The 26354-nt window shown below is 33.5% G+C and carries 25 protein-coding genes and 1 tRNA gene; 12 read left to right on the top strand and 14 right to left on the bottom strand.

Features of this window, described 5'->3' with window-relative positions:
* Positions 1-116 precede the first annotated feature (116 nt).
* The 4 genes from gldF to dnaN all read left to right on the top strand — a co-directional run bounded on the left by gldF (position 117) and on the right by dnaN (position 4225).
* A complete protein-coding gene (gene gldF / locus ACGK9U_RS05255) occupies positions 117-836 on the top strand; it encodes a gliding motility-associated ABC transporter permease subunit GldF (protein WP_394465320.1) in 720 nt (239 codons plus the stop codon).
* Entirely contained in the window at positions 833-1327 is a 495-nt protein-coding gene (locus ACGK9U_RS05260) for a hypothetical protein (RefSeq protein ID WP_394465321.1), read from the top strand. Before gldF ends, ACGK9U_RS05260 begins: the two co-directional genes overlap by 4 nt.
* Positions 1311-2978, top strand: coding sequence for a gliding motility-associated ABC transporter substrate-binding protein GldG (gldG, locus tag ACGK9U_RS05265; protein ID WP_394465322.1), 1668 nt, complete (start codon positions 1311-1313; stop codon positions 2976-2978). The genes ACGK9U_RS05260 and gldG overlap by 17 nt, the downstream gene beginning before the upstream one ends.
* Positions 2979-3106: 128 nt before the next feature.
* Positions 3107-4225 (top strand): DNA polymerase III subunit beta, encoded by a 1119-nt coding sequence (gene dnaN / locus ACGK9U_RS05270; protein WP_394465323.1) that lies wholly within the window; start codon positions 3107-3109, stop codon positions 4223-4225.
* Positions 4226-4347: 122 nt separating this feature from the next.
* On the opposite strand, the gene ACGK9U_RS05275 is transcribed toward dnaN, so the two are convergent.
* Both ACGK9U_RS05275 and ACGK9U_RS05280 read right to left on the bottom strand, forming a co-directional pair.
* Positions 4348-4686: a DUF4870 domain-containing protein gene (locus ACGK9U_RS05275; protein WP_394465324.1), complete on the bottom strand. Its 339-nt coding sequence runs from the start codon at positions 4684-4686 to the stop codon at positions 4348-4350.
* 76 nt (positions 4687-4762) lie between these two features.
* Positions 4763-5602 (bottom strand): universal stress protein, encoded by an 840-nt coding sequence (locus ACGK9U_RS05280; RefSeq protein WP_394465325.1) that lies wholly within the window; start codon positions 5600-5602, stop codon positions 4763-4765.
* A 240-nt stretch (positions 5603-5842) separates the two neighbouring features.
* On the opposite strand from ACGK9U_RS05280, the gene ACGK9U_RS05285 reads away from it, so the two are divergent.
* The 4 genes from ACGK9U_RS05285 to ACGK9U_RS05300 all read left to right on the top strand — a co-directional run bounded on the left by ACGK9U_RS05285 (position 5843) and on the right by ACGK9U_RS05300 (position 9322).
* Positions 5843-6616 carry a DUF3108 domain-containing protein gene (locus ACGK9U_RS05285; RefSeq protein ID WP_394465326.1) on the top strand — a complete coding sequence of 258 codons (774 nt, stop codon included), beginning with the start codon at positions 5843-5845 and terminating at the stop codon, positions 6614-6616.
* 9 nt (positions 6617-6625) lie between these two features.
* On the top strand, positions 6626-7069 hold the full coding sequence (locus ACGK9U_RS05290; RefSeq protein WP_394465327.1) for an FUSC family protein: 444 nt from the start codon (positions 6626-6628) through the stop codon (positions 7067-7069).
* Between the two features lie 128 nt (positions 7070-7197).
* Positions 7198-8250: a M28 family peptidase gene (locus ACGK9U_RS05295; RefSeq protein ID WP_394465328.1), complete on the top strand. Its 1053-nt coding sequence runs from the start codon at positions 7198-7200 to the stop codon at positions 8248-8250.
* A gap of 61 nt (positions 8251-8311) precedes the next feature.
* A complete protein-coding gene (locus tag ACGK9U_RS05300) occupies positions 8312-9322 on the top strand; it encodes a M28 family metallopeptidase (protein ID WP_394465329.1) in 1011 nt (336 codons plus the stop codon).
* Between the two features lie 6 nt (positions 9323-9328).
* Here ACGK9U_RS05300 and ACGK9U_RS05305 read toward each other — a convergent pair whose 3' ends face one another.
* The 3 genes from ACGK9U_RS05305 to bshB1 all read right to left on the bottom strand — a co-directional run bounded on the left by ACGK9U_RS05305 (position 9329) and on the right by bshB1 (position 10723).
* Positions 9329-9736 (bottom strand): hypothetical protein, encoded by a 408-nt coding sequence (locus ACGK9U_RS05305; protein WP_394465330.1) that lies wholly within the window; start codon positions 9734-9736, stop codon positions 9329-9331.
* Between the two features lie 76 nt (positions 9737-9812).
* Positions 9813-9888, bottom strand: a tRNA-His gene (locus ACGK9U_RS05310).
* A 115-nt stretch (positions 9889-10003) separates the two neighbouring features.
* A complete protein-coding gene (bshB1, locus tag ACGK9U_RS05315; RefSeq protein WP_394465331.1) occupies positions 10004-10723 on the bottom strand; it encodes a bacillithiol biosynthesis deacetylase BshB1 in 720 nt (239 codons plus the stop codon).
* Positions 10724-11063: 340 nt separating this feature from the next.
* Between bshB1 and ACGK9U_RS05320 the strand changes: the two genes are divergently transcribed.
* The 3 genes from ACGK9U_RS05320 to ACGK9U_RS05330 all read left to right on the top strand — a co-directional run bounded on the left by ACGK9U_RS05320 (position 11064) and on the right by ACGK9U_RS05330 (position 15323).
* On the top strand, positions 11064-12905 hold the full coding sequence (locus ACGK9U_RS05320) for an SLC13 family permease (protein ID WP_394465332.1): 1842 nt from the start codon (positions 11064-11066) through the stop codon (positions 12903-12905).
* A 34-nt stretch (positions 12906-12939) separates the two neighbouring features.
* Complete coding sequence (gene pckA / locus ACGK9U_RS05325) at positions 12940-14571, top strand: phosphoenolpyruvate carboxykinase (ATP) (RefSeq protein WP_394465333.1); 1632 nt, start codon at positions 12940-12942, stop codon at positions 14569-14571.
* Positions 14572-14642: 71 nt separating this feature from the next.
* The gene (locus tag ACGK9U_RS05330; RefSeq protein WP_394465334.1) at positions 14643-15323 is read left to right on the top strand and encodes a DUF2490 domain-containing protein; all 681 of its coding nucleotides are present in this window, start codon (positions 14643-14645) and stop codon (positions 15321-15323) included.
* Between the two features lie 4 nt (positions 15324-15327).
* Here ACGK9U_RS05330 and rlmF read toward each other — a convergent pair whose 3' ends face one another.
* From rlmF to ACGK9U_RS05360, 6 genes are all read right to left on the bottom strand, one after another.
* On the bottom strand, positions 15328-16254 hold the full coding sequence (gene rlmF, locus ACGK9U_RS05335; RefSeq protein ID WP_394465569.1) for a 23S rRNA (adenine(1618)-N(6))-methyltransferase RlmF: 927 nt from the start codon (positions 16252-16254) through the stop codon (positions 15328-15330).
* Positions 16241-16831, bottom strand: coding sequence for a TMEM175 family protein (locus ACGK9U_RS05340; protein ID WP_394465335.1), 591 nt, complete (start codon positions 16829-16831; stop codon positions 16241-16243). Before ACGK9U_RS05340 ends, rlmF begins: the two co-directional genes overlap by 14 nt.
* Before the next feature lie 167 nt (positions 16832-16998).
* Positions 16999-18282, bottom strand: a complete 1284-nt coding sequence (locus ACGK9U_RS05345) for a bile acid:sodium symporter family protein (RefSeq protein WP_394465336.1) — start codon at positions 18280-18282, stop codon at positions 16999-17001.
* A 3-nt stretch (positions 18283-18285) separates the two neighbouring features.
* Positions 18286-18948: an aspartate/glutamate racemase family protein gene (locus tag ACGK9U_RS05350; protein ID WP_394465337.1), complete on the bottom strand. Its 663-nt coding sequence runs from the start codon at positions 18946-18948 to the stop codon at positions 18286-18288.
* Positions 18949-18969: 21 nt separating this feature from the next.
* Positions 18970-20370, bottom strand: a complete 1401-nt coding sequence (locus tag ACGK9U_RS05355) for a four-carbon acid sugar kinase family protein (protein WP_394465338.1) — start codon at positions 20368-20370, stop codon at positions 18970-18972.
* On the bottom strand, positions 20370-21620 hold the full coding sequence (locus ACGK9U_RS05360) for a ribulose-bisphosphate carboxylase large subunit family protein (protein WP_394465339.1): 1251 nt from the start codon (positions 21618-21620) through the stop codon (positions 20370-20372). The genes ACGK9U_RS05355 and ACGK9U_RS05360 overlap by 1 nt, the downstream gene beginning before the upstream one ends.
* Before the next feature lie 182 nt (positions 21621-21802).
* On the opposite strand from ACGK9U_RS05360, the gene ACGK9U_RS05365 reads away from it, so the two are divergent.
* The gene (locus tag ACGK9U_RS05365; RefSeq protein WP_394465340.1) at positions 21803-22459 is read left to right on the top strand and encodes an HAD family hydrolase; all 657 of its coding nucleotides are present in this window, start codon (positions 21803-21805) and stop codon (positions 22457-22459) included.
* On the opposite strand, the gene ACGK9U_RS05370 is transcribed toward ACGK9U_RS05365, so the two are convergent.
* The 3 genes from ACGK9U_RS05370 to ccsA form a co-directional block, all read right to left on the bottom strand.
* A complete protein-coding gene (locus ACGK9U_RS05370) occupies positions 22451-22867 on the bottom strand; it encodes a DM13 domain-containing protein (protein WP_394465341.1) in 417 nt (138 codons plus the stop codon). The genes ACGK9U_RS05365 and ACGK9U_RS05370 overlap by 9 nt on opposite strands.
* A 62-nt stretch (positions 22868-22929) precedes the next feature.
* On the bottom strand, positions 22930-23091 hold the full coding sequence (locus ACGK9U_RS05375; protein ID WP_394465342.1) for a hypothetical protein: 162 nt from the start codon (positions 23089-23091) through the stop codon (positions 22930-22932).
* 5 nt (positions 23092-23096) lie between these two features.
* Positions 23097-26285: a cytochrome c biogenesis protein CcsA gene (gene ccsA, locus ACGK9U_RS05380; protein WP_394465343.1), complete on the bottom strand. Its 3189-nt coding sequence runs from the start codon at positions 26283-26285 to the stop codon at positions 23097-23099.
* Positions 26286-26354 lie beyond the last annotated feature (69 nt).

The raw sequence follows: 26354 nt of genomic DNA on the forward strand, positions 1-26354 counted from the left end.
GAAAATATAGAACAATTTCTTAGTAATTTTGAAGCGGATTTTGCTAGTCATTAGTCATTAGACTTTAGACGGTGGATGATAGACAGAATTTAAACTTTTAACTTTTAACAAAATTAATGTTAGCCATTCTTAGAAAAGAAATAAACTCGTTTTTTGCATCGCCTATTGGCTATTTGGTTATTGCCATTTTTTTAGTGCTTAATGGGTTATTTTTATGGTTGTTTAAAGGTGAAAACAATATATTGGATTATGGTTTTGCCGATTTATCTTCATTCTTTCTACTGGCGCCTTGGATATTGATTTTCCTGATTCCTGCGGTAACCATGCGCAGTTTTTCAGACGAAAAAAAACAAGGTACTTTAGAGTTGTTGCTTACCAAACCTATTTCGCATTTAAACATTGTTTTAGGTAAATATTTTGGAGCATTTATACTTATTTTAATTGCTCTTTTACCAACCTTATTATATGTATATACCGTTTACCAATTAGGAAACCCTGTTGGTAATTTAGATTTTGGAAGCACACTAGGTTCTTATTTTGGATTGTTGTTTTTAATTGCTGCGTATACGGCTATTGGCGTGTTTGCTTCTACATTATCAGACAATCAAATTGTGGCTTTTATAACCTCGGTATCTATTTGCTTTGTGTTTTATATTGGTTTTGATGCGGTTGCAGAATTTACAACGAGCAGCTTTATAGAACAATTAGGAATGAATGTTCATTTTAAAAGCATTAGCCGTGGCGTTATAGACACCCGGGATATCATCTATTTTTTAAGTATTACTACCTTTTTTATAATACTAACTAAATTAAATATTAACATAGACAAAAAATGATTTTAACACCGCTGTTCGTTATTTTTTTAATAGTCGTTTTTATCTTAGTTTGGGCATTTACCAACACCATAGATAAACGCAAATGGTTGAGCTTTTTAATAAGCATCGTCTTAACGCCCATTGTCTATTTTTTTGTGTTCTATCCACTTATAAACATTTTTAGTAGCTACCATCATGAAAAACATTTTGATGCCGAAGCGTGGACTGATAAACCTTCTTTACGTTACGAAATGAGTAACGAAATTACCCAACAACAAATGTTTAAAGGCAAAACCAAAAGCGAAGTAAAAGCTATTTTGGGCAGTAGCGAATGGTATGGATGGGATGATAGTATAAAAGCCAATTCACCAAATAAATGGAATTACAATTTAGGTTACAAACCAGGTGCTTTCAACCTTACCCAAGAATGTTTGGAGTTGGAATTTAAAGATAATAAAGTTGTAAGTATTAAACAATACCAATTAGAAACCAAGTTTGAAGAAGCACCTTAAACATATAACCATATTATTAATTGCTTTACTGGGCATTAATTACATAGGTAGTTTTGTATTTAAACGTTTTGATTTAACAAAAGATAAACGCTACACATTAAGCGCATCTACTATTGAAATCATTAACGATTTAGAAGCGCCTATTCTTATAGATGTATTTTTAAAAGGAGAAGATTTTCCTTCGGAATTCAGGCGTCTTCAAAACGAAACCAAACAATTACTGGAAGAGTTTTCATCCAAAAACAGCCATATTGTTTTCAATTTCATTAATCCCATTGAAGTTGATGAAACCCGTGAAAGAAACATACAACAACTAACCGAAAGAGGCTTAACCCCTATGCAGTTAAGTGTACAGGAAAACGGAAAAGCATCACAAGCCATTATTTTTCCTTGGGCATTGGCAAGCTATAATGATGAAACGGTTATCATTCCACTAGTAAAAACAAAAATAGGCGCATCGCAACAGGAATTGGTGATCAATTCAGTTCAACATTTAGAATATGCATTTGCCGACGGTTTTAGCAAGCTAACCAAACCTAAAAGCAAAAAAATAGCCATTTTAAAAGGCAACAAACAATTGGCAGATAAGTATATTGTCGATTTTGTTAGGAAACTTGGTGAGTATTATTTTATTGCGCCCTTTACCTTAGACAGTGTTGCCACTACCCCACAAAAAACATTGGATGGCTTGCAGGATTTCGATTTAATAATATCGGCAAAACCTACGGAAGCCTTCACCGAAGAAGAAAAGCAAGTACTGGACCAATATACCATGAACGGAGGCAAAAGCTTATGGCTTATTGATGCGGTTATAATGGAAAAAGACAGTTTGTACAATGCGAGAGGCAGTAATTTTGCAGTAACCAGAGAACTTAATTTAACCGATTTCTTTTTTAAATATGGGGTTCGTGTTAACCCAGAAATTGTAAGCACACTTTACTCGGCGCCTATTACGCTTGCCATGGGCGAAGGCAGCGAATCGCAGTTCCAACACCTTAGATGGCCTTATTCACCGCTAGCATCAACCAATAGCACCCATCCTATTGTTAATAATTTAAACTTGGTTAAATTCGATTTTGCCAACCCCTTGGACACCCTTAAAAACAACATTAAAAAAACTATTTTGCTGGAAACTGCACCTTTAACCAAACTAGAAGGCACTCCACGCGAAATAAGCTTGAAAGTTGTAACACAAGACCCCGACCCTGCCAGTTTTAATAAAGGCAATCAAAATTTAGCAGTTTTGTTGGAAGGTGAATTCAATTCGGTTTATGCCAATCGTATAAAACCACTTCAACTTAAAAACGAAAAAATTAAAAGCAAGCCTACAAAAATGATTGTGGTTGCCGATGGCGATATTATAAAAAACGATGTGGTTAGAAATGTTCCGCAAGAATTAGGGTTTGATAGATGGACCGGACAAACCTATGGTAACAAAGAATTTTTGCTGAATGCCGTAAATTACCTTTTGGACGACACTGGACTTATAAACATTCGTTCTAAAGAAATAACGGTTCAATTTTTAGATCAGGAAAAAATTGCTGATGAAAAAACCAAATGGCAACTTATAAATATTTTGCTTCCACTACTGATTTTAGGGACTTTTGGCGTTATTTTCAATTATTTCAGAAGAAAGAAATATGCTAATTGAGCATAGAAATTTTGTTAAACAAACCCAGCTTTTCTGGTTATAAATGTTAATAAGTTTGTTTCCAATTTCAGTATCTATGGAATATATTTGTAGGTAGTATAATTTAAAAATAATCTAAGCGATATTAAATGAAATTTATAGTATCAAGTACCTATTTATTAAAACAATTACAAGTTTTGGGTGGTGTTATCAATAGTTCGAACACCTTACCTATTTTAGATAATTTCTTATTTGAATTAGACAATTCAACCTTAACGGTTTCTGCAAGCGATTTAGAGACCACTATGGCATCTTCTCTTGAAGTTGAAAGTGATAGCAAAGGTAGTGTTGCTATTCCTGCTAGATTGTTATTAGATACATTAAAAACGTTCCCTGAACAACCTTTAACTTTTGTAGTTGAAGATAATAATACCGTTGAAATAAGCTCGAACCACGGTAAATATGCGTTGGCTTATGCTGATGGCAAAGAATTCCCGAAAGCTGTTACTCTAGAAGACCCTAGTAAAACAGTAGTTCTTGGTGATGTATTGGCCACCGCCATAAGCAAAACCATTTTTGCAGCTGGAAACGACGATTTACGCCCTGTAATGAGTGGTGTATTTTTTCAATTCTCTACACAAGGCTTAACGTTTGTAGCTACCGATGCGCACAAACTGGTAAAATATACGCGCGAAGATTTACAAGCAAACCAAGTGGCTGAATTTATCATGCCTAAAAAACCCTTGAACTTATTAAAAGGAATTTTAGCTGGAAGTGAAAATGAAGTAATTATTGAATATAACGATTCGAATGCAAAATTTACTTTTGAAAATTCAGAATTAATATGTCGTTTGATTGATGGTAAATACCCTAACTACGAAGCAGTAATTCCTAAAGAAAACCCAAACAAATTGGTTATAGACAGAACACAGTTTTTAAACTCTGTGAGACGTGTTAGTATTTTCTCAAACAAAACAACGCATCAAATTAGACTTAAAATTGCAGGTGCCGAACTTAATATTTCTGCTGAAGATATTGATTACAGTAATAAGGCTGAAGAGCGTTTAACCTGTGATTACCAAGGTGATGATATGCAAATTGGTTTTAACTCACGTTTTTTAACCGAAATGCTTAACAACCTAAATTCAGACGATGTACAGTTAGAGATGAGTATGCCAAATAGAGCAGGTATTTTAACACCTATTGATGGTTTAGATGATGGTGAACAAGTTACCATGCTTGTAATGCCTGTAATGCTGAATAGCTAAAAAATCCTGTGAAGGCAGGAACATCATTATAAAAAAAGCGACTATCCCAAATAAAACAAGATAGTCGCTTTTTAGTTTATTTCGAACAAGTTTAATATTCACTACTTAATTTAGAGCAGAAATTAATTAATAAAGTTAAAGGATAATGGGTATTTTGGTATTTCACCATTACTAGTTTTAATCGCATTTATTATTGGGAAAATTATTGAAATAATCCCTAAAATAATAAACCCTAAAATACCTAAACCAAGTAATAAAATTAACGGGATACATATTATAAAGTACACAATTAAGCTTAACTGAAAGTTTATAATGTTTTTACCATGTGCGTCCATTTGGTACACTTTTTCCTTTTGGGTAATCCAAATTATTAATGGTATTAATAAGCTCCCAAAACCCGTTACCAAGGTAACCAATTGGCTTAAATGGGTAATTACTAAAAGTTGTTTGTCTTCTCTCATGATGGTTATTTATTGATTGATACTTATATGACGCATAAATATCAAAAATGTTACATCAAAAAAAGTAAAAACCTATCTAGTTACTTTTCATTACCAAAAAGGGGATATCAATATTCAATGCAATATTTTTAAACGTATTACTATTGAATAATCGTTCAAAAAACGAATGCTTGCCCCTTGCCATCGCTATCATTTTAATAGTATTTGAAGTTATAAATTGATGTAAAGTTTTGTATACATCATCATCTTTCACATCCAAATATTTAAAAAAAGGATATTTAAAATTCGTTTTAAAAAAATCAATATTATTGCTTAACTCTTCTGAAAAATCAAAATCACAAAACACATGTAAAACGTATAACTTACTATAATGTAAAGATAAAATATTTGCCAACGGATTCAATTCTTCTTTTGTATACAGCCTACTAAAACTAGTTGTGAATGCTACTTTTTCTAAACTTGAAAACTTACAATTATGGGGTATTGCTAAAACAGGTATGTTACCTCGATTTATAACATGTTCAGTATTACTTCCAAAAAGTACTTTAGCTAAACCTGATGCTCCTTTGGTACCCATGATTATTAAATCAATATTAAATTTTTCTGAAACTTGATTAATAGAATCTATAAAATTATCATAATCTACAATGGCTTCAAAATGATGCTTATCGTTGGCATATTTTTCTTTTATTTTTTTTATAATATTGAAGAGAGATTTTTTTGCGGTATCTACAATGGTTTCATAAATAGTTTCTGATGTATTTGCCGTCATAACATCATCTGAAATAAAAGAAGATTTTTTTTTTACATGAAGTAAATAAAAATTGCATGGAGCATTTCTAAATAATCCCATAGCATAATTTATAGCATTTAGAGAATTTTTAGAGAAATCGGTTGGTAATAATATAGTTTTCATGCATCATACACTTTTTTACTTAAGCATAGATATCATATTTACTCCTTAACAATTATAATAACCTATCTTAAACTTAGTTTGAAGTATAAAAATAGATATGGCATATTTATAAAACTATGATAAATGTCAGTTACTAAACATTTTTATTTTATACTAATAAAAATTAGTTTAATTTCTCAAAGCATTGTAATTTTCGGCACAATAAATATTAATTGCCACGTTATAAGTTAATTTAATTATATGACTCGAATCTTATTACTTTTTTCATTATTATTAGCTTTAAACACTAATGTTTCTGCCCAAAATAAAGCCATAACTGCTGGAGAAAAACTTACTTATACCGCTTCTTACAACATGTCTGGCGTGTTAACAGATATTGCCCAAGTAACCATGGAAGCTAGTGAAGTAAAAACATCAAAAGCCACACTCTTAAAGCTAAAATGTACAGCAGCCACTTACAGCAAATGGGACAGTTTCTTTAAAATAAGGGATTTATACGAAAGCTATGTAAACCCAAATAGTTTAGCACCTTATTTATATAATAGAGATGTAAACGAAGGCAACTATTACAAAAACATGAAATACACCTTTAGCAATGGCACAAATACAGTTAAGTCTGTGATGAAAAAAAAGAATAATTATGTTGAAAACAACAGCATCAAAATTAATTCTGGAACTAAAGATATTGTATCTACCTTATATTACATGAGGATTTTAGACTATAAAAGCATGCCTGTTGGCACAAAAAAATCATTCAATATACTATTTGACAATGAAGAAGTTAAGGGTATCATCACCTATTTAGGTAAAGAAACCCTTGCAACTGCTATTGGCAAAAAAGAATGTTATAAACTGGCAATTGCATCTAGTGAAGCTGATGTATTACAAGGTAGTAACAGTAACTTTTTATGGTTAACCGCCGATGAAAATAAAATAATTGTTTACGGTAAATTTAAAATACCAGTTGGTAATGGCGAATTAAAAATTAAAACGGCAACTGGTTTAAAAAACTAAATTTATAAAATGAAAAAACTATTTACAATTTTAGCCCTTATAGCATCCATACTGGCTATTTTATTCTCAGTTTTGCCAATTTCAAACTTAGCTATTTTTCCTGGCATCACTGCTTTAATTTTTGGTGGTATAGCCTTTTATTTATCTAAAAAAACAGGTGAAATAAAAAAAATTATTCAATTTACATTTTTTCTAACAATAGGTGCCTTATCTATAACAAGTTACAAAGCTTTTTTTGTTAAAACCGAAGTTACTAATACCGAAATATTAGATGCAAAAGAAACCCAATTTGAAGAAGAAGCCATTGAAGAGTTAGAAAATTTAGATATTGAAAGTATTGAAATTGATAGTTTTGAAGAATCAGAAAACTTAAATACTGAAAAAACAGAAACTGAAATACCTGAAATACAAAGCATTGAATTAAATGAAGAAGATTTAAACAATCTACAGTAAGTAATTTCTTCATTATTTAGTATATTTGCTTTTATATAATAAATGAAACGAACATTCTAAACGTTTTCCCGCCCCAGAGGATGCTTTTATTGTAAGTTACATGTTACTAAAACAGCTTAAATTTACACATGAAAACCTTTTGCATACTCTCAGCATTCGCGTTAGTTGGCACATGTGCCACACCAAAATACACAGCAAGAATTCAAAGTATAAAAGACGGTATCAAATTAGAAGATAGCGCATTAGTTATTAATTATGCCAATACAATAAGTTCAAAAGAGTTAAGCACACATCTATACACATTTTCATCAAGAGATTTTGAAGGAAGGCGCGTTGGTGAAAAAGGCCAAAAAAAAGCAGCTGAATTTCTAAAATCATACTACCAAAACGAAGGTATTAAATCTCCTTTGGGAGGTGATGATTATTACCAAGATATTCCAAAAGACTTTTTTTCAAATGGCATCAAAGCATCCGAAAACGTACTTGCATACATTGAAGGCAGTGAAAAACCAGAAGAAATTATCGTGATTTCAGCACATTTAGATCATTTGGGAATTAGTGATAACGGTCAAATAAATTATGGTGCAGATGATGATGGGTCTGGTACTGTAGCTATTATGGAAATAGCACAAGCCTTTAATATTGCTAAAAAAGAAGGACATGGCCCTAAACGAAGCATTCTATTTCTACACCTAACTGCTGAAGAAATTGGAAAAAGAGGTTCAGAATTTTATGTAAACAATCCCATATTTCCTTTAGAAAACACCATTACAGATCTTAATATAGATATGATAGGTAGAGTTGATGAAGCCCATAAAAACAATAAAAACTATATATACCTCATTGGATCTGATAGATTGAGTAAGGAACTGCACTATATCTCTGAAAAAGTAAATAATACTTTTTTTAATATAGATTTAGATTATAGATTTAATGCTGAAAGAGAAAAAAACAGTTATTACACCAGGTCCGACCACTATAATTTTGCCTCAAAAGGTATTCCTGTAATATTTTATTTTAATGGAGAACATAATGACTATCACCAACCCACAGACACTCCAGACAAAATAGAATATGATTTATTAGAAAAGCGTGCTAAACTTATTTTTGCTACTGCATGGCAAATAGCCAATCAAACCAAGCGGCTTGAAGTTGATGCCACTAACCCTTTACTAAATTAACCTGAAAATTGTTTACCTTAATTCATTTTCGTATTATAGTATAAAATTAATGCTTCAAAACATGAAAAGAACAACCTTACTCTTATGCATCGCTATTTTAATTGTTGGATGTGGTACCTGTCAAAATAAAAACGCTTCAAAAAATGTTGCCAACCCATCAGATTATGCACTAATTATAACTTCAGATAATTTAAAAGAAGCGCTTTTCACCTATGCATCCGATGAGTTTGAAGGCAGAAAAACAGGGGAGCCTGGACAAAAAAAAGCTGTTGAGTTTATAAAAAACCACTATGTGGCTTTAGGAATACCTTCACCAATTTCAGAAGGCGATTATTTTCAAGAAATTCCTGAAACATTTTTTTCTAATAATGTAAAAGCATCTGAAAATGTTTTGGCATACATAAAAGGTTATGAAAAGCCTGATGAAGTCATAATAATTTCAGCACATTTAGACCATATTGGAGTTTCCAACAATGGAGATATAAACAACGGTGCCGATGATGATGGTTCTGGTACGGTTGCTATTTTAGAAATAGCAAAAGCTTTTAAAACTGCTGCCGATAAAGGCCAAGGTCCTAAACGTACTATTTTGTTTTTGCATGTTACAGGAGAAGAAATAGGGCTGTATGGTTCGCGATACTATGCAGATGTAGACCCAGTATTTCCTTTAAAAAATACAGTTGCTAATTTGAATATAGATATGATTGGACGTGTTGACCCTAAACATGAAAACAAACGTAACTATTTGTACTTAATTGGTTCTGATAAATTGAGCAAGGAGTTACATGAGGTATCGGAAGCGGTTAATAAAAAATACTTTAACATGGAGTTTGATTATACCTATAACGATGAAAACGACCCAAACCGTTTTTATTATCGTTCAGACCATTACAATTTTGCCAAAAAAAATATTCCTGTTATTTTTTATTTTAATGGTACACACGCCGATTACCACAAACCAACAGATACGCCTGATAAAATCCAATATGATTTATTAGAAACCCGCAGCCGATTAATTTTTCACACCGCTTGGGAATTAGCTAATAGAGATGAGCGTATTAAATTGGATTAATAGTTTTTATTCTATGTAATATGACGCATTAATAAACTTAATAGGATTTGCAGGAAATAATCCTGGATTGTCATCAACAGCACTGTAAGTTAGAATACAAGAACTGTTGGCATCAATAGTCCTACATTGAGTATTTCCACTTGGTGTAAATGTAACGGTAGATGTATCATCTGTGTCCCCAACTGTAAGTGTAACTTTCGGAAACCCTTTAACTTCAAAATCATTAGAATTTATATACTCAATTTCATAAGACAAAGAATCTTCATTAGTATCTGTTTGTTGTACGAAATTGAAATATAACAGATTATATGTGATAGGTTTTACAGCTATTTCCTCAAGAGGTGAATCATCTTTCGGGCAAGAAACTAATAGTGAAAAACTAATAAGCAGAAATAGGAATTTTAAATTTTTCATTCTAAAAATATTAAAAATTAAATATAAACCAAAGTAACAAAAAAAGCCTTTCAATTTCTTGAAAGGCTTTTGTTTTGGGTGGAAGACCGGGCTCGAACCGGCGACCCTTGGTACCACAAACCAATGCTCTAACCAACTGAGCTACAACCACCATGTAGCACGCATTATTAATGCGAGTGCAAATGTAACTGATTTCAATCTTTTCTACAAAGACTTTTTTGAAAATTTTAAATGATTTTTTTTAAATAATTTTTAGTTTACAGATAACTATTTCAATTTGAACAAACTATCTACAACTACGTAGCGTTCCACATTAAAGCCTTCAGCGTACTCTACCCCCACAAGACGTCCTAAATCTCTGGCGCGATACATTATACTATCGGTGAAATTTTTACTTGAAATGGGCGTTTCTGGTTCTTTGCTGCTCGCATCGTAGAATTGTGTTTTATATGCTAAAACTGCTTTCATCTTGGTTTCCATAAACTCAGAAACATCAACTACAAAATCGGGTTCTAAATTTTTCCACTGTATGTAATGGTATACTTGTTTAGGTCTCCATGCATTTTGAAATTCACCTGAATCTGTTTGAGTTTCAATTTTAATAAGCCCGCTTAAAAAACAAGCATCACTCACCAATTTACTTCCTTTACCGTGATCTATGTGCCTATCATCAATAGCATTACAAATCACAATTTCAGGTTGATATTCGCGTATTTTATTAATAATTGCCAATTGATGCACTTTATCATTAGTAAAAAATCCATCAGCAAACTTCATATTAATTCGAATCGATACGCCTAATATTTTTGATGCATTATTGGCTTCTTCAAATCTTGTTTCCGCAGTGCCACGTGTACCTAATTCACCTTGTGTTAAATCTAAAATGCCTACTTTTTTGCCGCTAGCAATTTCTTTCGCTAACGTAGCACCACAACCTAATTCTACATCGTCTGGATGTGCTCCTATAGCAAGTATATCTAATTTCATCTTTTTTAAATATTTTATAACAAAATTAACGCTGTTTATTTAATTATATGGCCCTTTTTCTTAAAGTTTATAAAATGTTAAAAGTGTAATTCTAAATAAAAACAGCATAATACCTAAAATTCTTAATTACGAATACGTTTTCGCTTATTTATTACGCATCGATTACTGCTTAAATATACCAATAATTTAAATATGCTATACTCTATTAAAGTCTGACTTATGTCATACTTTTTAAACATACCACAGCCTAACTTTATCCTATAAATTACTGAAACAACCTTGAAATACAAACATTTACGGTTAATTAATAAATTGTAAACTTAATAAACAATTATTAGATATGGTATCTTTAATGCTCATCATTTTAGCAATAACAATAATACTTTTTATTTGGGGAAAATTCACGCCAGATGTTGTTGCACTTATTTCGATGCTAAGCCTGTTCTTAACTGGAATTTTAAATATTACTGAAACTTTAAGTGGATTCAGCAATCCAACTGTGATATTGATTGCAGCATTATTTATTGTAGGAGAAGGCATAGCACAAACAGGTTGGACCGCCATAGCTGGCAAAAAATTTGTTGAATGGGCCGGCAAAAGCGTCCCCAAATTATTGTTTATGATAACATTAGGCGCTGGTGTACTTTCTGGTTTAGTAAGCAACACAGGAACGGTTGCTACCTTAACTCCTTTAACAATTTCATCGGCTTGGAGTATTGGTACACTACCATCAAAGATGCTCATGCCCCTAGCATTTGGATCAAATACGGGAGGCTTACTAACACTAACTGGATCACCTCCAAATATTATTGCAAGCAATGTGCTGGTTGATGCCGGATACAAAGGATTTTCATTTTTTGAGTTTGCCCTAATTGGATTGCCTCTTTTAATAGCTACTTTACTATATTTCAAATATTTAGGATATAAATTACTTCCGAAGAACAAAACAAACAATCGACCTGTAAATATCGAATCTACCCTACACAATTGGATTGAAGCTTATAAAGTAGATGACGATTATTATAGATTACGTATAAGATCACTATCACCACTTATAAATACAAAATTGGAAGATTGGCTATTTGAAAAAAATTACAATGTTTCCATCATTAGAATAAAAAGACGACATCCAAAGGTGTTAAAAGGCATTCCTCCGTTTGAAGAATTTCCAAGTCCACAAACAGAATTATATTACCACGACATCATTACTGTTAAAGGGGAAACTGAAGCTATAAACAAAATGATGATTACTTTCAGATTAGGACTTCTGCCTCTAGAACCCATTATGGATGAGCTTAAACACAACCTTATAAACCAAGAGGTTGGCATGACTGAAGTGATTGTAAATCCAAACTCTATTTTAGTTGGAAGAAAATACAAACTAGGCGATTATTTTAAACGATTTGGTATCCAATTATTAGCTGCCTCAAGAAACAACAAACCATTACAAGACAAAGAAATTGTAGTAAAGGCTGGAGATGCTTTTTTAATTAGAGGTACTTGGGAACACATTGATGAACTAAAAAAGCAACATGAAAATTTGGTGATAATAGGAAGCCCTGAAGGCATGGCTAAAAACATTGAAAACCTAAACCTTAAATCTTACATCGCTTTAGCTTCATTAATATTCATGATTACGCTTATGGTATTCGATATAGTTCCTGGCTCTATTGCTGCTTTAATTTCTGCTGGAATTATTTTACTTACTGGCTGTGTACCGATTTCCAAAGCTTATAAAGGCATCAGTTGGACCAGTGTGGTTTTGATTGCTGCCATGTTACCGATGGGTATTGCATTGCAAAAAACAGGTACTGCACAACTTGTAGCTACTGGCCTTGTGGATAATTTAGGTGCCATACACCCTATAGTATTATTAGCAGGTGTGTTTTTACTAACAACTTTATTTAGCCAAGTTATAAGTAATTCAGCAACCGCCGTACTTATGGCTCCTATAGCTATGCTAGCAGCAAGCTCATTAAACTTAGCGCCTGAACCGTTCATGATGGTGGTGGCCATAAGCGCAGCAACAGCATTTTTAACACCTATTGGAACGCCAACCAATGCTATGGTAATGACTGCGGGAGGCTATAAGTTTTTAGATTACTTAAAAGTTGGAGCTCCTTTACTGCTATTGCTTTTTGTTATAACATTGATACTAGTGCCAATTATTTGGCCTTTTTAAAATAAAATATTAATAAGAACTTTAAAATTAAAAAATGAATGATGCAACAACACTTAAACCACAAAAAAGCTTGGAAAGCTATGGTTTAAAAAACGCAACCGTACATTGGAACTTAAAACCCGAAAAACTTCAACAAATTACAGTTGAAAAAAACATGGGTAAGGAAACTAAAAATGGAACTTTATCCATCAATACAGGTAAATTTACAGGACGTTCTCCTCAAGACCGATTTATTGTAAAAGATGAATATACCATCGAAAAAGTTTGGTGGGGAAAAACTAACAAACCTGTTTCACCAGAAAATTTTAAAAAACTTAAAAACGAGGTTGCCAAATATCTTTCTGGAAAAGAACTTTATGCAAGAGACGGCTATGTATGTGCCGAACCTGAATTTAAAACCAAAATAAGAACCATAACGGAACTTCCTTGGTCAAATCTATTTGTTTATAATATGTTTTTAAGACCTAGCGAAAGAGAACTGGTAAACTTTAAAGAAGATTGGTTGGTTATATGTGCTCCAGGTTATGTATGTCCAAATCCAGCCGAATTTGGCATTCGCCAAGGTAATTTTTCTATTATAAACTTTACCGATAAAATTGCACTAATAGGTGGTTCAGCATATACAGGTGAAATGAAAAAAGGGATTTTTTCTGCTCTTAATTTAATTTTACCTGTTGAAAAAAATGTACTGCCCATTCACTGTTCTGCAAACGTTGGTAAAAAAGGAGATACAGCCATTTTCTTTGGTTTATCTGGAACTGGAAAAACAACACTTTCAGCCGACCCTGAAAGAAAATTAATTGGAGACGACGAACATGGATGGACTGCCGATAATACCATCTTTAATTTTGAAGGTGGTTGCTATGCTAAAGTAATAGATTTAACCGAAGAAAAAGAACCAGACATTTACAGGGCTATTAGACCTGGAGCATTACTTGAAAATGTGGTATTCAAAGATAATGGCGAAGTAGATTTTATGGACAGTAGCATTACCCAAAACACACGTGTAAGCTACCCTATTTACCATATAGACAACATTCAAGAAACCTTATATGCCAACAATCCTAAAAACATTTTTTTCTTAACCTGTGATGCCTTTGGTGTTTTACCTCCTGTATCTAAGCTTACCCCTGGTCAAGCTGCATACCACTTTATTTCTGGTTATACAGCTAAAGTAGCTGGTACCGAAGCAGGTATTACCGAACCCGTTCCGTCGTTCTCTGCATGCTTTGGTGAACCTTTTATGCCATTACACCCTACAGTTTACGGAGAAATGTTAAGTAAAAAAATGCAAGAAGCCGGGGTAAATGTGTGGTTGATAAATACTGGGTGGAGTGCCGGACCTTACGGGATAGGTGCTCGAATTAAATTAAAATACACTAGAGCCATGATTACAGCAATTCTTAATGGCGATTTAGATGATGTTGATTATGAACAAAACCCCATATTTGGTTTGTTTATGCCTAAATATTGTCCTGGAGTGCCTAGTGAAATGCTAGATCCCATGAATACTTGGTTACAAAAAGGAGCTTATATTGGAAAAGCTATTCAATTGGCACATTCTTTCCACTTAAATTTTGAAAAATTTGCACACCAAGCATCTCAACAAATTATAGAGGGAGGCCCTTTAATTGATGAACATCACCATTTAGAAGAACATATTTAATTCAATTCTAATTACCATAAAGGAGCCTATTGTGGCTCCTTTTTTCATACAATTTTACAAATATCAATATAATGAAAGCAATTCTTTTTTTTATTGTTTTGACATGCTATACAGCTATAGGTTATCCACAATCTACTACCGAAAATTCATTAGGTGCATGGTACATACTAAATGTTAACCATTCGGTATCCAACAAATTAAGTATTAAAACAGGTGCACAATTAAGATCTTATGAAGTGTTTAACAACATTAATTTACTCTTTTTATACTCGGGAGTAAATTATAAAATAAACACCAACAGCACTTTTACTTTGTGTTATGGGTATTTAGATATTGATAAAACTTTTAAAGATGCTGGTTTTCCTCATCAATACGAAAATAGAATATACGAACAGTTTAGCTACAAACATAAACTGGTAAATTTACCTATTACACACAGAATTAGAGTAGAACACCGATTTTTAAATTATGCACATGAATTAGAAAACAAACATAGGCTACGCTACTCTTTAGGAACCAAAATAAAATTGTCTAACAATTTGTATATCAATACAAGCAACGAGTTTTTTGCAAACCTTAAAGAAGATATGTTTACTGAAAACCGACTTTACACAGGGTTAGATATTAACATTTCAAAAGCATATAGTATACAACTTGGATACCTAAACCATAAGATAAACGGTTTAAATTTACACAGGTTACAGGTTGGCACTTTTATTAAAACTGACTTAAGAAAGAAAAATCAATCTTAAATTTTTACCAATTTTCCTGCTCCACTTGGGTTAAAAATGTCCAGGCCACAATTCTAGACAACTTGTTTCCTTGCCCCATATTGATGGTTTTAATTTCTGTTGCTCCTAACTTTTTCAATGAAGCATGCATGCCTTTTACCAATTCTTTTTTAGAGACTAAGGTTGTATACCAAAAGCATTGTTGCTTAAATAAAGAGCTTTCATATAAATAATTATGAAGAAATGCCTTTTCGCCACCTTTGTACCACAACTCATTATGGGTTCCTGAAAAATTTCTAATGGCTTTAGACCCTGATATTTTTAAGCCTTCCAGTTTTTTGATTGTAGTTTCAAAAGCTTCTTGTTCCGATTTATAAAAAGGCGGATTGCAAACCGATGCTGAAAACCTATCGGAAGTATTTAAAACACCTTTAAAAATTAGCGTTTTATCCTTTTGAAGTATTAATGAAATAGCTTCGTTTAATTTATTTTTAATGATAATTTGTTGTGCATGCTTTAATGAAGCATCATCAATATCTGATGCTGTAAATTTCCAACTATATTCGGCATTTCCTAAAATAGGATAAATACAACTGGCACCTGTACCTATATCTAAAACAGAAATATCTTTATCTATTTTTGAAGTTTCAAATAAATCTGAAATATGGTGTATATAATCTACACGACCTGGAATTGGTGGACATAAATTGGTTTCTGGAAATTCCCAAAAGGAAATATTATAGTGTTTTCTTAATAAAGCCGTATTAAGTGCTTTTACTGCTTTAGGATTTGCAAAATCGATGGTTTGTGTTTGAAAATTATTTTCAAACACAAAAGACTCTAAGTCTGGATATACCTCACATAAAGCATCTAAATCATAACCAGATTTATGCTTGTTTTTAGAATGAAAATTAGGATTATTTTTGATAACTTGATTTTTACAGGTTGGAATCTTTTTTAAGGGTTACTTCGATACGTTTATCTGGAACTAACCACATAATTGCTACAAAAACAAACATAAAACCACTTATCCAAACATTGAAAAAAGCTGAAAAAATCCCAATAATATATAGTACTGGAGATGCCTTTCCTTTTAAATCTTTTCCTAAGGCTTTAGATAAAATAGAATCTTTACCATGACTTTTTATGATTAGATTTTGTAACACAAAATAAGCTATGGCGGCGCCTAACAAAACAATACCATACAAAAACACACCTGCCGTTGTAAAATGATTTTCACCCATCCATCCCGATACAAAAGGAATTAATGACAACCAAAACAGTAAATGCATATTAGCCCATAAAATGCTACCTGTAACATGTTTTACGGTTTGCATCATATGGTGGTGATTATTCCAATAAATAGCGATGTAAATAAAACTTAGAATATAACTTCCAAATACAGGTAGCAAAGGTTTTAAATCTTCAAAACTACCACCATGCGGTACTTTTAGTTCTAATACCATGATAGTTATAATGATTGCTAAAACCCCATCGGTAAATGCTTCTAATCGTCCTTTTGTCATCATTGGATTTGTTTTTTGATGTTTCTAATTTACACATTATTTCAATAGAATTGAAAATTGCGTTAGGGATTGAAACGGCATCCTTTTTTGAGGTACGAAAAAAAGATATAGTGAAAAGCCCGACCCAGTTCCTGAACTCGTTTCAGGATAAAGGTAACGCCCAAGAAACCTTATTCCTCTTTAGAAACTGTTTCTGTTTTCTTTCTCCAATAATTTGCCAATAAGGAGCCTGAAATATTCATCCAAGGACTGAAAACTGCCGCAGCTAAACCAACGGTTGCTAGTTTGCCCATAGAGCCTGCCAAACCAGATGCCATGCCTCCGTTTTGCAAACCTACTTCTAATGCAACTGTCCTACATGAATTTTTATCCAAACCTAAAACCCGACTTATCCAATAACCAAAGGTATAGCCCAATGCGTTATGTACAATGGACGCCAGTAAAATAAAAATACCAATAGTAAGTATATTATCTCGACTTGCCGCTGTGGTAACCGTTGTAAAATATACGATGCCAAACATAGAAAATATAGGCATGAAACTATGTATTGTAGGCTTGAAAGCAACCAAATGGTAATATAGTTTACCCACGATAACAGCCCCAAAAATAAAGTTAATTAATGCTATTATTTGCAAGGTACTTTCGGATGATTTGGATTCTAAGAACGTCCAAAAACCAAAAATCATGGCACATAACCAAACTACCGAAATGTAAAAGGCTACGTTAATGCGTTTTCTGGCTCCTTTTAAGTTTTGCGAATAGACATCATAAAGTAAGGCTGCTCCTATAGGTACAATAACTATTTTTATAATTTGAACGCACATACCTATAAAATCGATTTCCACATAAGTTCCTGCCAAAAGTTTCATCATTAATGGTGTCATAATAGGTGCCAAAAGCGTTGCTACAGCTGTTAAGGTTACAGAAAGTGTTAAGTTTGCTTTGGCTATAAATACCATTACGTTAGATGCTAATCCGCTAGAACAGGATCCAATAAGGATAATACCCGCAGCAATTTCAGGTTCAAAATTAAATATACGCGTTAGTAAGTATCCGACTATAGGCATGATGGTAAATTGACATAAAACTCCAACCAGAACACCTTTTCCCATGGTTTTAATACCATAAAAATCTTTAATACTCATTTGTGTTCCCATACCGAACATAACTACCTGAACTACAATAAGAATGAGCCATTTGTTACGTAAATCGAAACTTCCCCATTGTAAAAATGCCGAAGGATAAAACATGCCACAAACTATGGCAACCAGTATCCATGCAGTATATTGATAGCTTTTTAAAGATTCTATAGAGCGCATTCCGATAGACAAAGCTATTGCAGATACTACCGCCAAAGGAGCGATTAAACTATCCCAATCAATGATAACAGATAATAAAAGAGCAATTACTGATACAATGCCTAACCAAAGCGTATTTTTTTCGACCTGTTTCATAGGCTATAGTATCTCAGATAAATACGCCATTGCTATTTCTGGGCTTGCTAAAATAGGCACTTTTTTATCGGCTTCTGAAAGTTGACCTACTACTCGAGCCATAGAGGCTTGTGCTAATAATATAACATCTACTTTTTGAGATAATTCTTTTAATGCTGAAGCTACCATTTGGTCGTGAACTTCTGGTTTACCGCCCATTAATGCTTCAAAAGCACCGTCGCAAAGTTTTGAAGTTATTTCAACTTCTCTATCTAAAGCGATGGCACGTCTTCTTACTAAATCGCTAGTTGGTTCAAGTGTTGTTGGTAATGTTGCTATCACTCCTACTCTTTTTCCTGATAATACGGCCTTGTCTGCCATTGGTTGATCGACACGTAACACAGGTACTTTTGTTAGTGGCACAGCACTTTCAACAGCAGCACCAATAGAGGAACAGGTTACCATGATATAATCAGCTCCAGCTTCTTCAGCAGACCCAATATAATTTACAACTCTACGTGAGGTATCGGGTGTTACTTTACCTCTTTCAATGGTGTTTTTTATTAAGCTATCATCAACAATATTGAAAATTTTAATGTCTTTTCCTTTCAAATGTTTATCTATTAAATCTTGAAATAGTGGTACTAATGTTGCCGATGTATGTATTAATGCTAATGTTTTTGCCATGATATTTAGTTTACTTATATTTTAAATTGATTTTTTTCCTTTTTGTAATGCACCAAAATAGGTTTCATCGCCTACTTGTCCGCCTTTTAAATTAACCTCTATATTGTTCACTGGTGAATTTGGTGCTATGGCACGACACATGGGTGCGCCTATAAAAACGGGGGCTATCATTTCTACCGCTTTAATACCTAATTCTCTGGCTACATAACTTGAGGTATCTCCGCCAGCAATCACCAATCGTTTTACGGGAACTTTCTCCAATGCTTTTCTTGCCGATTGTCCTAAAATTTCACCAAATCGTTTGGCTGTTTGCGAACGAATCATTTGCTCGTCCCAACCTTTTTTATTGAAAAACGTTTTAGTTTGATGAAATCTAGAATCTTCTGGTCCTTTTGAGGTGTGAAGAATAACACTTTTACCTTCTTTTAAAAAGGTTACTATCTTTTCTTGATATTCTGAAATGAATCTCGCTCCCGAAATTTCGTTTTCTAAAGCTTCTATTGAAACAGGAATTTCTTCAAAACCATGAGCAACCGCCCAATTAATTTGAGATGCCGTAACAGGTGACACACTTCCTGAAAGTACCAACATAGGTTGGCATTCTTCTAATATTTCCCAATCTGTTCGCTGTTTTAATGCTCCCGTTTTTGTCCAATAATCGCCCAAAGCCTTTTCTATACCTGAAGAACCAACTGAAAAAAGTGGTGTTTTCTCATCAACTTTAGCATCTATAACTTCACCTAGAATTTGCATTTGGTTTTCATACATAGCATCAAAAAACACGATATGGTTTCCTGATTTAATTTCTGCTGAAAGCTTTTCTTTTATTTCTGAAACGTCTTTGCTTAAATCTACCAAATCAATTAAACCCATAGACTGATTAGTTTGTTTTGATAAATGAACTCGTAAATCGCTTTCATAGGAAGGTGTAATAGGGTGCTTACTCATAGAAGGATGTTTGTCTAAACGATAAATAGCACCTTGACTACCAATACCCATACGAGCATAAAGATTTCCAAAAGCAGCATAACGCCCTAAATTGGGTGCTGCTACTAAAACAGGCGTGAATTTATTATTAAAAACATGAACTCCACATTGAATAGCTGTTCCTATATTTCCTATTTCGGGTGAAGAATCAAAGGTTGAGCATACTTTATAATGTATATGTCTTGGTTTTAATTGTTTTAATGATTGAAAGGCTTCGTCAAGTACTTCTTTCATTTCCTTTGGTACCATAGCACGTGTCATACCTGCAACTCCAATAGCATCTAAATCTTTGAATTGTTCCAAAATTTCTGATGTTGGATTTTCAAGAAAAAGCACCGTTTTAGCTCCTGCTCTACTTAAAAACTCGAGTGCATCGGTAGACCCCGTAAAGTCATCACCATAAAAAGCCAATAAGATATCTTTTGCTTCCTGCATTAGTTTTTACTTCCAAATTTTACAACTGATTCTCCAAACTCTTTATACTGTTTTGCCGTTTCTTCTAAACTCATGCCTTTTACAGCCGAATCCCAAGCTTGGTGTAATGCGCGAACGCCACCTGCTGGACCAGAAGGATGCGCCATAATACCGCCACCTGCCATATAAAGCAAATCTGTTGTATTTGTTCTTTGATAAGTTTCAAAAGCTTGACCTCCCCATTGACCAGAAGAAACCACAGGAATAACCGATTCATTATTTAAAAACGGTGTCTGGCATGATTTTATGGAGCGCACCACAGCATCATCTGATTCCCAAAATTTATTTTTAATACCATTCACATGCATTTGATCGACACCTGCCAATCGCCAAATTTTATTATATGCTGGGAAATTTATTCCCAAAAGTGGATGTCGGTTTATCATGCCCCAACCATTTCTATGCCCGTGTATAGATAGTTCTCCAAAGTCACAAATCTGCTTCACACCTGCCCAACCTACACTATTAATACTTAACATAGCACAGGTTCCTCCTGCATTTAAAACCGTCTCATAATTGGTTTTCATGGTTTCTAAATCGCCCGTAATGTTAAAAGCATACATGATTTTTTTACCTGTTTTATCAGCAAAAGCATTAATCACTTTCATAATTTGATGCACCCGTACTGCAAAAGGTGAATTTCCTGACGACCCTAAAAGCTCATCATCTTTAACAAAATCAATCCCTGCTTCAGCTAAGGTTTTTACTAAATCGGCAGTATACTCAGGTGTTAAACCCACGCTTGGTTTTATTATGGTACCAATCATAGGACGGTCTGAACCAACTGAAGCTAATTTTTTGGTGCCTTTCATACCAAATTTCGGGCCTTTAAAATGATTTTTATAGGAGTCCGGTAATTCAAAATCATCTAATTTCAATCCTGTAAACTGACGTAATTCGTATAAATTCCCTTGAAGTGTTGAAATTAATGTTGGAATATTATACCCAAAGTTTTCTACCGACCAAGACACTTTCACTTTGGCCTGTGTATAAACTTTATTAGCAATTATTTCACCAGGCATGCTAGGTGAAGTAACTTCGTTTAATATTTCTATAGACTCAACCCGAGCCGCAAAACGTGTTTTAAGTTCATCGGTTTCTCCGGGAACAGATACAAAAGTTCCACTAGATTGTTCACCTGCTAAAACAGCCGCAGCTTGTTCAACGGGGTAAGGAGTTTCAATAAGGTATGTTGCTTGTATTCTTTCCATGTAAATTAAATATCTAAAAATTAGATAATTTCAATAAAAACTAATTTTAATATGCTAAATGTATAGGTTTAAAATTAAAATTTATTTAATAATTAAACTTCGACCTTTATTATAAATTTTCAAAAACTCATATTTTAGGCAATTAGCTTCTATTCTTTTATCTTCGCACAAAAAAAATTAAAATGCTAAAAGCTGTTATTTTTGATATGGATGGGGTTGTGATTGAAAGTGAACCATTACACCATTATGCCTACCACAGCATGTTTAAAGATGTGAATGTTGAAGTGACGGATAGTCTTTATGAATCATTTACAGGAAAATCAACCATCAACGTTTGCAAACAAGTGTGCGATCTTTTTAGTTTGAAAGAAACCCCAGAATATTTAGTTTCGTTAAAAAGAAATCATTTTGATTATGTTTTTAATAACAGTACTGATTTCGATTTAATTGAAGATGTTTTGGATTTAATAAAAGATTTACATAGAAACGGCGTAACCTTAGTTTTGGCATCCTCTGCCACCATGCCAAGTATAGAACGTATTTTTGATAAGTTTGATTTAAACCAATATTTTATTGCAAAACTGAGTGGTGCCGATTTAAAAGAATCGAAACCACACCCCGAAATTTTTATTAATGCGGTAAAAGCTTCTGGTTTTAAAACGGAAGAATGTATGGTCATTGAAGATTCCACCAACGGTATTGAAGCAGCTAAAGGTGCGGGTGTGTTTTGTATAGGTTTTGATAGCTTCCATTCTAAAAACCAAGATTATAGTAAAGCTGATTTAGTAATTAAAAAGTTTGATGAAATAAACTTTGATAAGATTAAATCATTACTGTAAAACTGCATATCCAAAATTGACAGAGAAAGGTACACACCAAACTATAACATGGTTGTATTTAGTTAAATCTACATTTGCAGGTAAGGCATAATTATAGTTGCCATCAACCCCTTTTATAGCACCTAATGTTATATAATCTGAACCAGAAGTATTTGTCGCCAAATATATTTCTAAAGAAGGACCACTATCGGTTTTAAAATTTGTTAACGATAAAATAGTTTTTTCGGTATTAACAGTTGCTTTTCCTGAAGTAGGGTGAGCACTTGAAACAAAATCACCTTCAAAAGCGGAAGCATTCATCATATCATCTTCTTCCATTTGCATTTCATCATCCATCTTTGAGGTATCTGAACTTGAACACGATTGAAAAGAAATTAGAACTAAAAAAAGTAGATAAAAGGTTTTCATAATGTTGGTTTTAAAGTGTTCCTGTTTTGGTCGAACACCATTAAAAAACATTACAGATACCTTTACCCTAAATCCTTCTTTTCCTGATTTGCCTTTTGAATAATCGCTTTTAAACGTTCCTTTCTAAGTTGTTCTTCTGTCTTTTTCTTGTTCTTCTTTTGAGCCATTAACTTAGAATGCTTCGCTTTGTTTTTTGTGTTTTTATCTCTGCCCGTTTTAGCCATAAAAATTACTTTTTATAAAACTTAACGTAACCACGGTATGCAAAAGCACCTATTAAAGCCACTATGCCTACTGTTATGGCTATAATATTAAAGCTTGCAATTTGTTGCCCAGATTGATAGGAGTGTAAACCAGAAAGGTAAAAATTAACACCAAAATAGGTAAATATGATACTAGAGAAAGCAACAATAGTCATAAGGTTAAAAAACCAACGGCTACGAAGTCCTGGAATTAATCGCATGTGGATCACAAAGGCATAAACCATAATACTAATAAGCGCCCAAGTTTCTTTTGGATCCCAGCCCCAATAACGACCCCAACTTTCATTTGCCCACATACCTCCTAAAAAGTTTCCAATGGTAAGCATTACCAAACCTACGGTTAGCGCCATTTCGTTAATAATGGTAAGTTCTTTAATGTTCAAATCCATTTTAATCTTATTCTTTTCGGTTGTAAAAATCATCAACATTAACGATACAAGCCCTAGAATCATTCCTAAAGTAAACGGACCATAACTGGCCACAATTACAGCTACGTGAATCATCAACCAATAACTATTTAAAACGGGCTGTAAGTTAGCTATAGCAGGATCCATCCAATTCCAGTGGGCAATCATTAAAAGCATGGCGGTAACAAAAGCTGTAGATGCTATGGTTAAATCACTTTTTCTTCCAAAAGCCAACCCAAAAAACATGGTGGCCCAAGCTACATAAATCATCGATTCATAAGCATCACTCCAAGGTGCATGACCCGAAATGTACCAACGTGTAATAAGTCCTAAAGTATGTAAAATAAACAGTCCTAAAATAACGAACTTAAAAACCGTAATGCTAATATTTAAAGCTTTGCTTTTTTCTTTAAAAATTTGAACAATCAACAATACAAACAATAAACTTCCAGCGTATAAATACCAACTGAAAAGCTTTTTAAAAATATCGTATTTGTTGTATAGAACCTCCGTGTTAATTTTTTCATCGCTTAACATCACTGCTCCACCATGTTGATGCTGTGTTTTTTTGAAAGCGTCCAATAATTTGGTGGCTTCAGAAAAATTGCCTGATTGTTTAGCAGCATTCAATGTATATAAATACATTCTGAAACCATTTCTTATAAAATTTGCATAAAGCGAATCTTGAACTTTATAATCGCTATGTTTAAATTCATTAGCCGAAATCCATTTGTTATTTTCATCATTTGGAATCGGGAATATTTTTAATGAAGCACCTTCAATGGTGTTATACAATAAATTAACACGCTGATCGGCTTCTTTAATTTCCTTTTGATATCCATTAGGTGCTAAAGCTTTGTAAGCATCGTCCAAAAATGGTGTTAATTTGTATTCGCCCCTTTCAGTAAAAAAATCGGCAAGAGTTGCATATTTTTCTTTGGAATCTACTTGAATAAGATGCCTAATGGTATCTGCTTTTTTAGCGGCTAAATAGATTATTGGAACGTTATACCAAAGCATTGGGCTTTCTTGCATGGATAAAAACACTTGGTTGGCATCAAAACCTTCATATTCATCATGCTTGCTTAATTTACGAAGCATTTCAGATGCATAAGTGTTCACTGGCATCATGCGCCCGCTTAAATCTTGAATTACCAAATGCCCAAAGGCATCGGCATGTTCTTTTGGAGTGATATTAGCTGCTAAAACCGAATCTATTTGTGCCTTGGTAGGTTTGTTATTATGGTTATGCCCGTCGTTTTCAGAATGGGTTTGTGCAAACGAATTCAAACCAAAACACAATATCAAAACACCTAACAATTTTGCCTTCTTTGCTTTTACTTTTTCCAATTGATTTTTTAAATCACCAAAACGAGAACCTTTTACAAACAAGATAGCCATCATCCCAAAATACAATAAAAAGTAACCAATGTACGTGATTAAAGAACCCCAATAATCGTGGTTTACAGACAGGATTGTACCTTTTTCATCGGGGTCAAAACCTGATTGGAAAAAACGATACCCTCGATGGTCCAATATATTGTTCATGAAAATTTTATAGTCGAAGCTTCCTTCTTGTTCATCAACAACCGTAACTTGACTTGAATAAGCTGAATACCCTTTTTCGGTTCCTGGATAACGCTCCGCTTCAAAATCGTTTAATTTTATGGCAAAAGGCAATTCCAACACTTTTGAGCCATATTTAAAAGCCATATCCAATCCGCCAATTTGTATTTGTTTAAAAGCGTTGTTCATGCCTTTTCCTCCCAATAAGCCAACACGTTGGGTTTCGCCATTTGTAGTGACTTTTAGCACCACGCCATCTTCATCATTCTTTAAAATTTGAGATTTTTGAACAATATCAAAAACACCTTTGACAACGGGTTTTGGAAACACCATTTGCATGTCGCCGATTACATATCGCGAACGCAACATAAGTGGCTGTAAACTATCTTTTACCAAAGTACCTTGTGCCATAGTTGCCATTACCATATACTCGCCTTCAAAAGGTGATTGGATGGTAAGTTCGTCATTTTGATATGTAATATTGATGGCACCATCTGTTGGTTTATTTAATGCAAACAAGACGTTATGAATACTTTGCACCTCGCCTACTTTTAAAAAGTGGTTATGCGCGCCTCCGCCACCAGCTTCAACTATTTTTAAATACTCATGGCCTGTTTCATCTGGAATAATATCTTCTTCTGCTCCAACAATGAACTTTTCCAATTCAATGGTTACAGGTTGTTCGTGATACTTTGTTTCAATTTTAAAATCGTTTTCCATGCGTCCCGAAAAATCGACTTCCTTTTCAAGTGGTAACCGTTGTGGCACCCCATCAATTTCATAACCACCATCAATATAGGTGGTTATGTATGTCTTTTGAGAAAGAAAGGTGTTTTCGGTAGCGCCTTCACGAATGGCCATCATGCCTTCAAAGCTAATGTATCGAGTAACAAAAGCGCCTAATAGAATAAATATAAATGCTAAATGCAATACTAAAGTAGCCCACTTTTCTTTTTTATGCAGCTGGTATCTAAAAATATTGCCCACAAAATTGATGACAAAAAACACCATAATGGCCTCGAACCACCACGCATTATAAATTAAATTTCTGGTATATGGCGTTGGCGATGTATTTTGTCCTGCATCTAAAAACGTACCTGTAGCCATAGCCGCTGCAAATACTATAAATAAAATACCGGTAAGACGTGTTGAAAAAAGAATTTTGGTGAATTTATTCTGCATGATGTGAACCCTTTTTTGAGGTCGTGCAAATTTAAGTATTTAAGTTTATTTTACTGTGTTAAAGTTTAT

The sequence above is a fragment of the Mariniflexile sp. HNIBRBA6329 genome (assembly GCF_043558645.1).
GTDB lineage: Bacteria > Bacteroidota > Bacteroidia > Flavobacteriales > Flavobacteriaceae > Mariniflexile.

Bases quoted from the DNA above. Each gene is read 5' to 3' on its own strand.
- gldF (WP_394465320.1), top strand. From the start codon at position 117: ATGTTAGCCATTCTTAGAAAAGAAATAAACTCGTTTTTTGCATCGCCT.
- ACGK9U_RS05260 (WP_394465321.1), top strand. From the start codon at position 833: ATGATTTTAACACCGCTGTTCGTTATTTTTTTAATAGTCGTTTTTATC.
- dnaN (WP_394465323.1), top strand. From the start codon at position 3,107: ATGAAATTTATAGTATCAAGTACCTATTTATTAAAACAATTACAAGTT.
- ACGK9U_RS05275 (WP_394465324.1), bottom strand. From the start codon at position 4,686: ATGAGAGAAGACAAACAACTTTTAGTAATTACCCATTTAAGCCAATTG.
- ACGK9U_RS05280 (WP_394465325.1), bottom strand. From the start codon at position 5,602: ATGAAAACTATATTATTACCAACCGATTTCTCTAAAAATTCTCTAAAT.
- ACGK9U_RS05285 (WP_394465326.1), top strand. From the start codon at position 5,843: ATGACTCGAATCTTATTACTTTTTTCATTATTATTAGCTTTAAACACT.
- ACGK9U_RS05290 (WP_394465327.1), top strand. From the start codon at position 6,626: ATGAAAAAACTATTTACAATTTTAGCCCTTATAGCATCCATACTGGCT.
- ACGK9U_RS05295 (WP_394465328.1), top strand. From the start codon at position 7,198: ATGAAAACCTTTTGCATACTCTCAGCATTCGCGTTAGTTGGCACATGT.
- ACGK9U_RS05300 (WP_394465329.1), top strand. From the start codon at position 8,312: ATGAAAAGAACAACCTTACTCTTATGCATCGCTATTTTAATTGTTGGA.
- ACGK9U_RS05305 (WP_394465330.1), bottom strand. From the start codon at position 9,736: ATGAAAAATTTAAAATTCCTATTTCTGCTTATTAGTTTTTCACTATTA.
- bshB1 (WP_394465331.1), bottom strand. From the start codon at position 10,723: ATGAAATTAGATATACTTGCTATAGGAGCACATCCAGACGATGTAGAA.
- ACGK9U_RS05320 (WP_394465332.1), top strand. From the start codon at position 11,064: ATGGTATCTTTAATGCTCATCATTTTAGCAATAACAATAATACTTTTT.
- pckA (WP_394465333.1), top strand. From the start codon at position 12,940: ATGAATGATGCAACAACACTTAAACCACAAAAAAGCTTGGAAAGCTAT.
- ACGK9U_RS05330 (WP_394465334.1), top strand. From the start codon at position 14,643: ATGAAAGCAATTCTTTTTTTTATTGTTTTGACATGCTATACAGCTATA.
- ACGK9U_RS05340 (WP_394465335.1), bottom strand. From the start codon at position 16,831: ATGATGACAAAAGGACGATTAGAAGCATTTACCGATGGGGTTTTAGCA.
- ACGK9U_RS05345 (WP_394465336.1), bottom strand. From the start codon at position 18,282: ATGAAACAGGTCGAAAAAAATACGCTTTGGTTAGGCATTGTATCAGTA.
- ACGK9U_RS05350 (WP_394465337.1), bottom strand. From the start codon at position 18,948: ATGGCAAAAACATTAGCATTAATACATACATCGGCAACATTAGTACCA.
- ACGK9U_RS05355 (WP_394465338.1), bottom strand. From the start codon at position 20,370: ATGCAGGAAGCAAAAGATATCTTATTGGCTTTTTATGGTGATGACTTT.
- ACGK9U_RS05360 (WP_394465339.1), bottom strand. From the start codon at position 21,620: ATGGAAAGAATACAAGCAACATACCTTATTGAAACTCCTTACCCCGTT.
- ACGK9U_RS05365 (WP_394465340.1), top strand. From the start codon at position 21,803: ATGCTAAAAGCTGTTATTTTTGATATGGATGGGGTTGTGATTGAAAGT.
- ACGK9U_RS05370 (WP_394465341.1), bottom strand. From the start codon at position 22,867: ATGAAAACCTTTTATCTACTTTTTTTAGTTCTAATTTCTTTTCAATCG.
- ACGK9U_RS05375 (WP_394465342.1), bottom strand. From the start codon at position 23,091: ATGGCTAAAACGGGCAGAGATAAAAACACAAAAAACAAAGCGAAGCAT.
- ccsA (WP_394465343.1), bottom strand. From the start codon at position 26,285: ATGCAGAATAAATTCACCAAAATTCTTTTTTCAACACGTCTTACCGGT.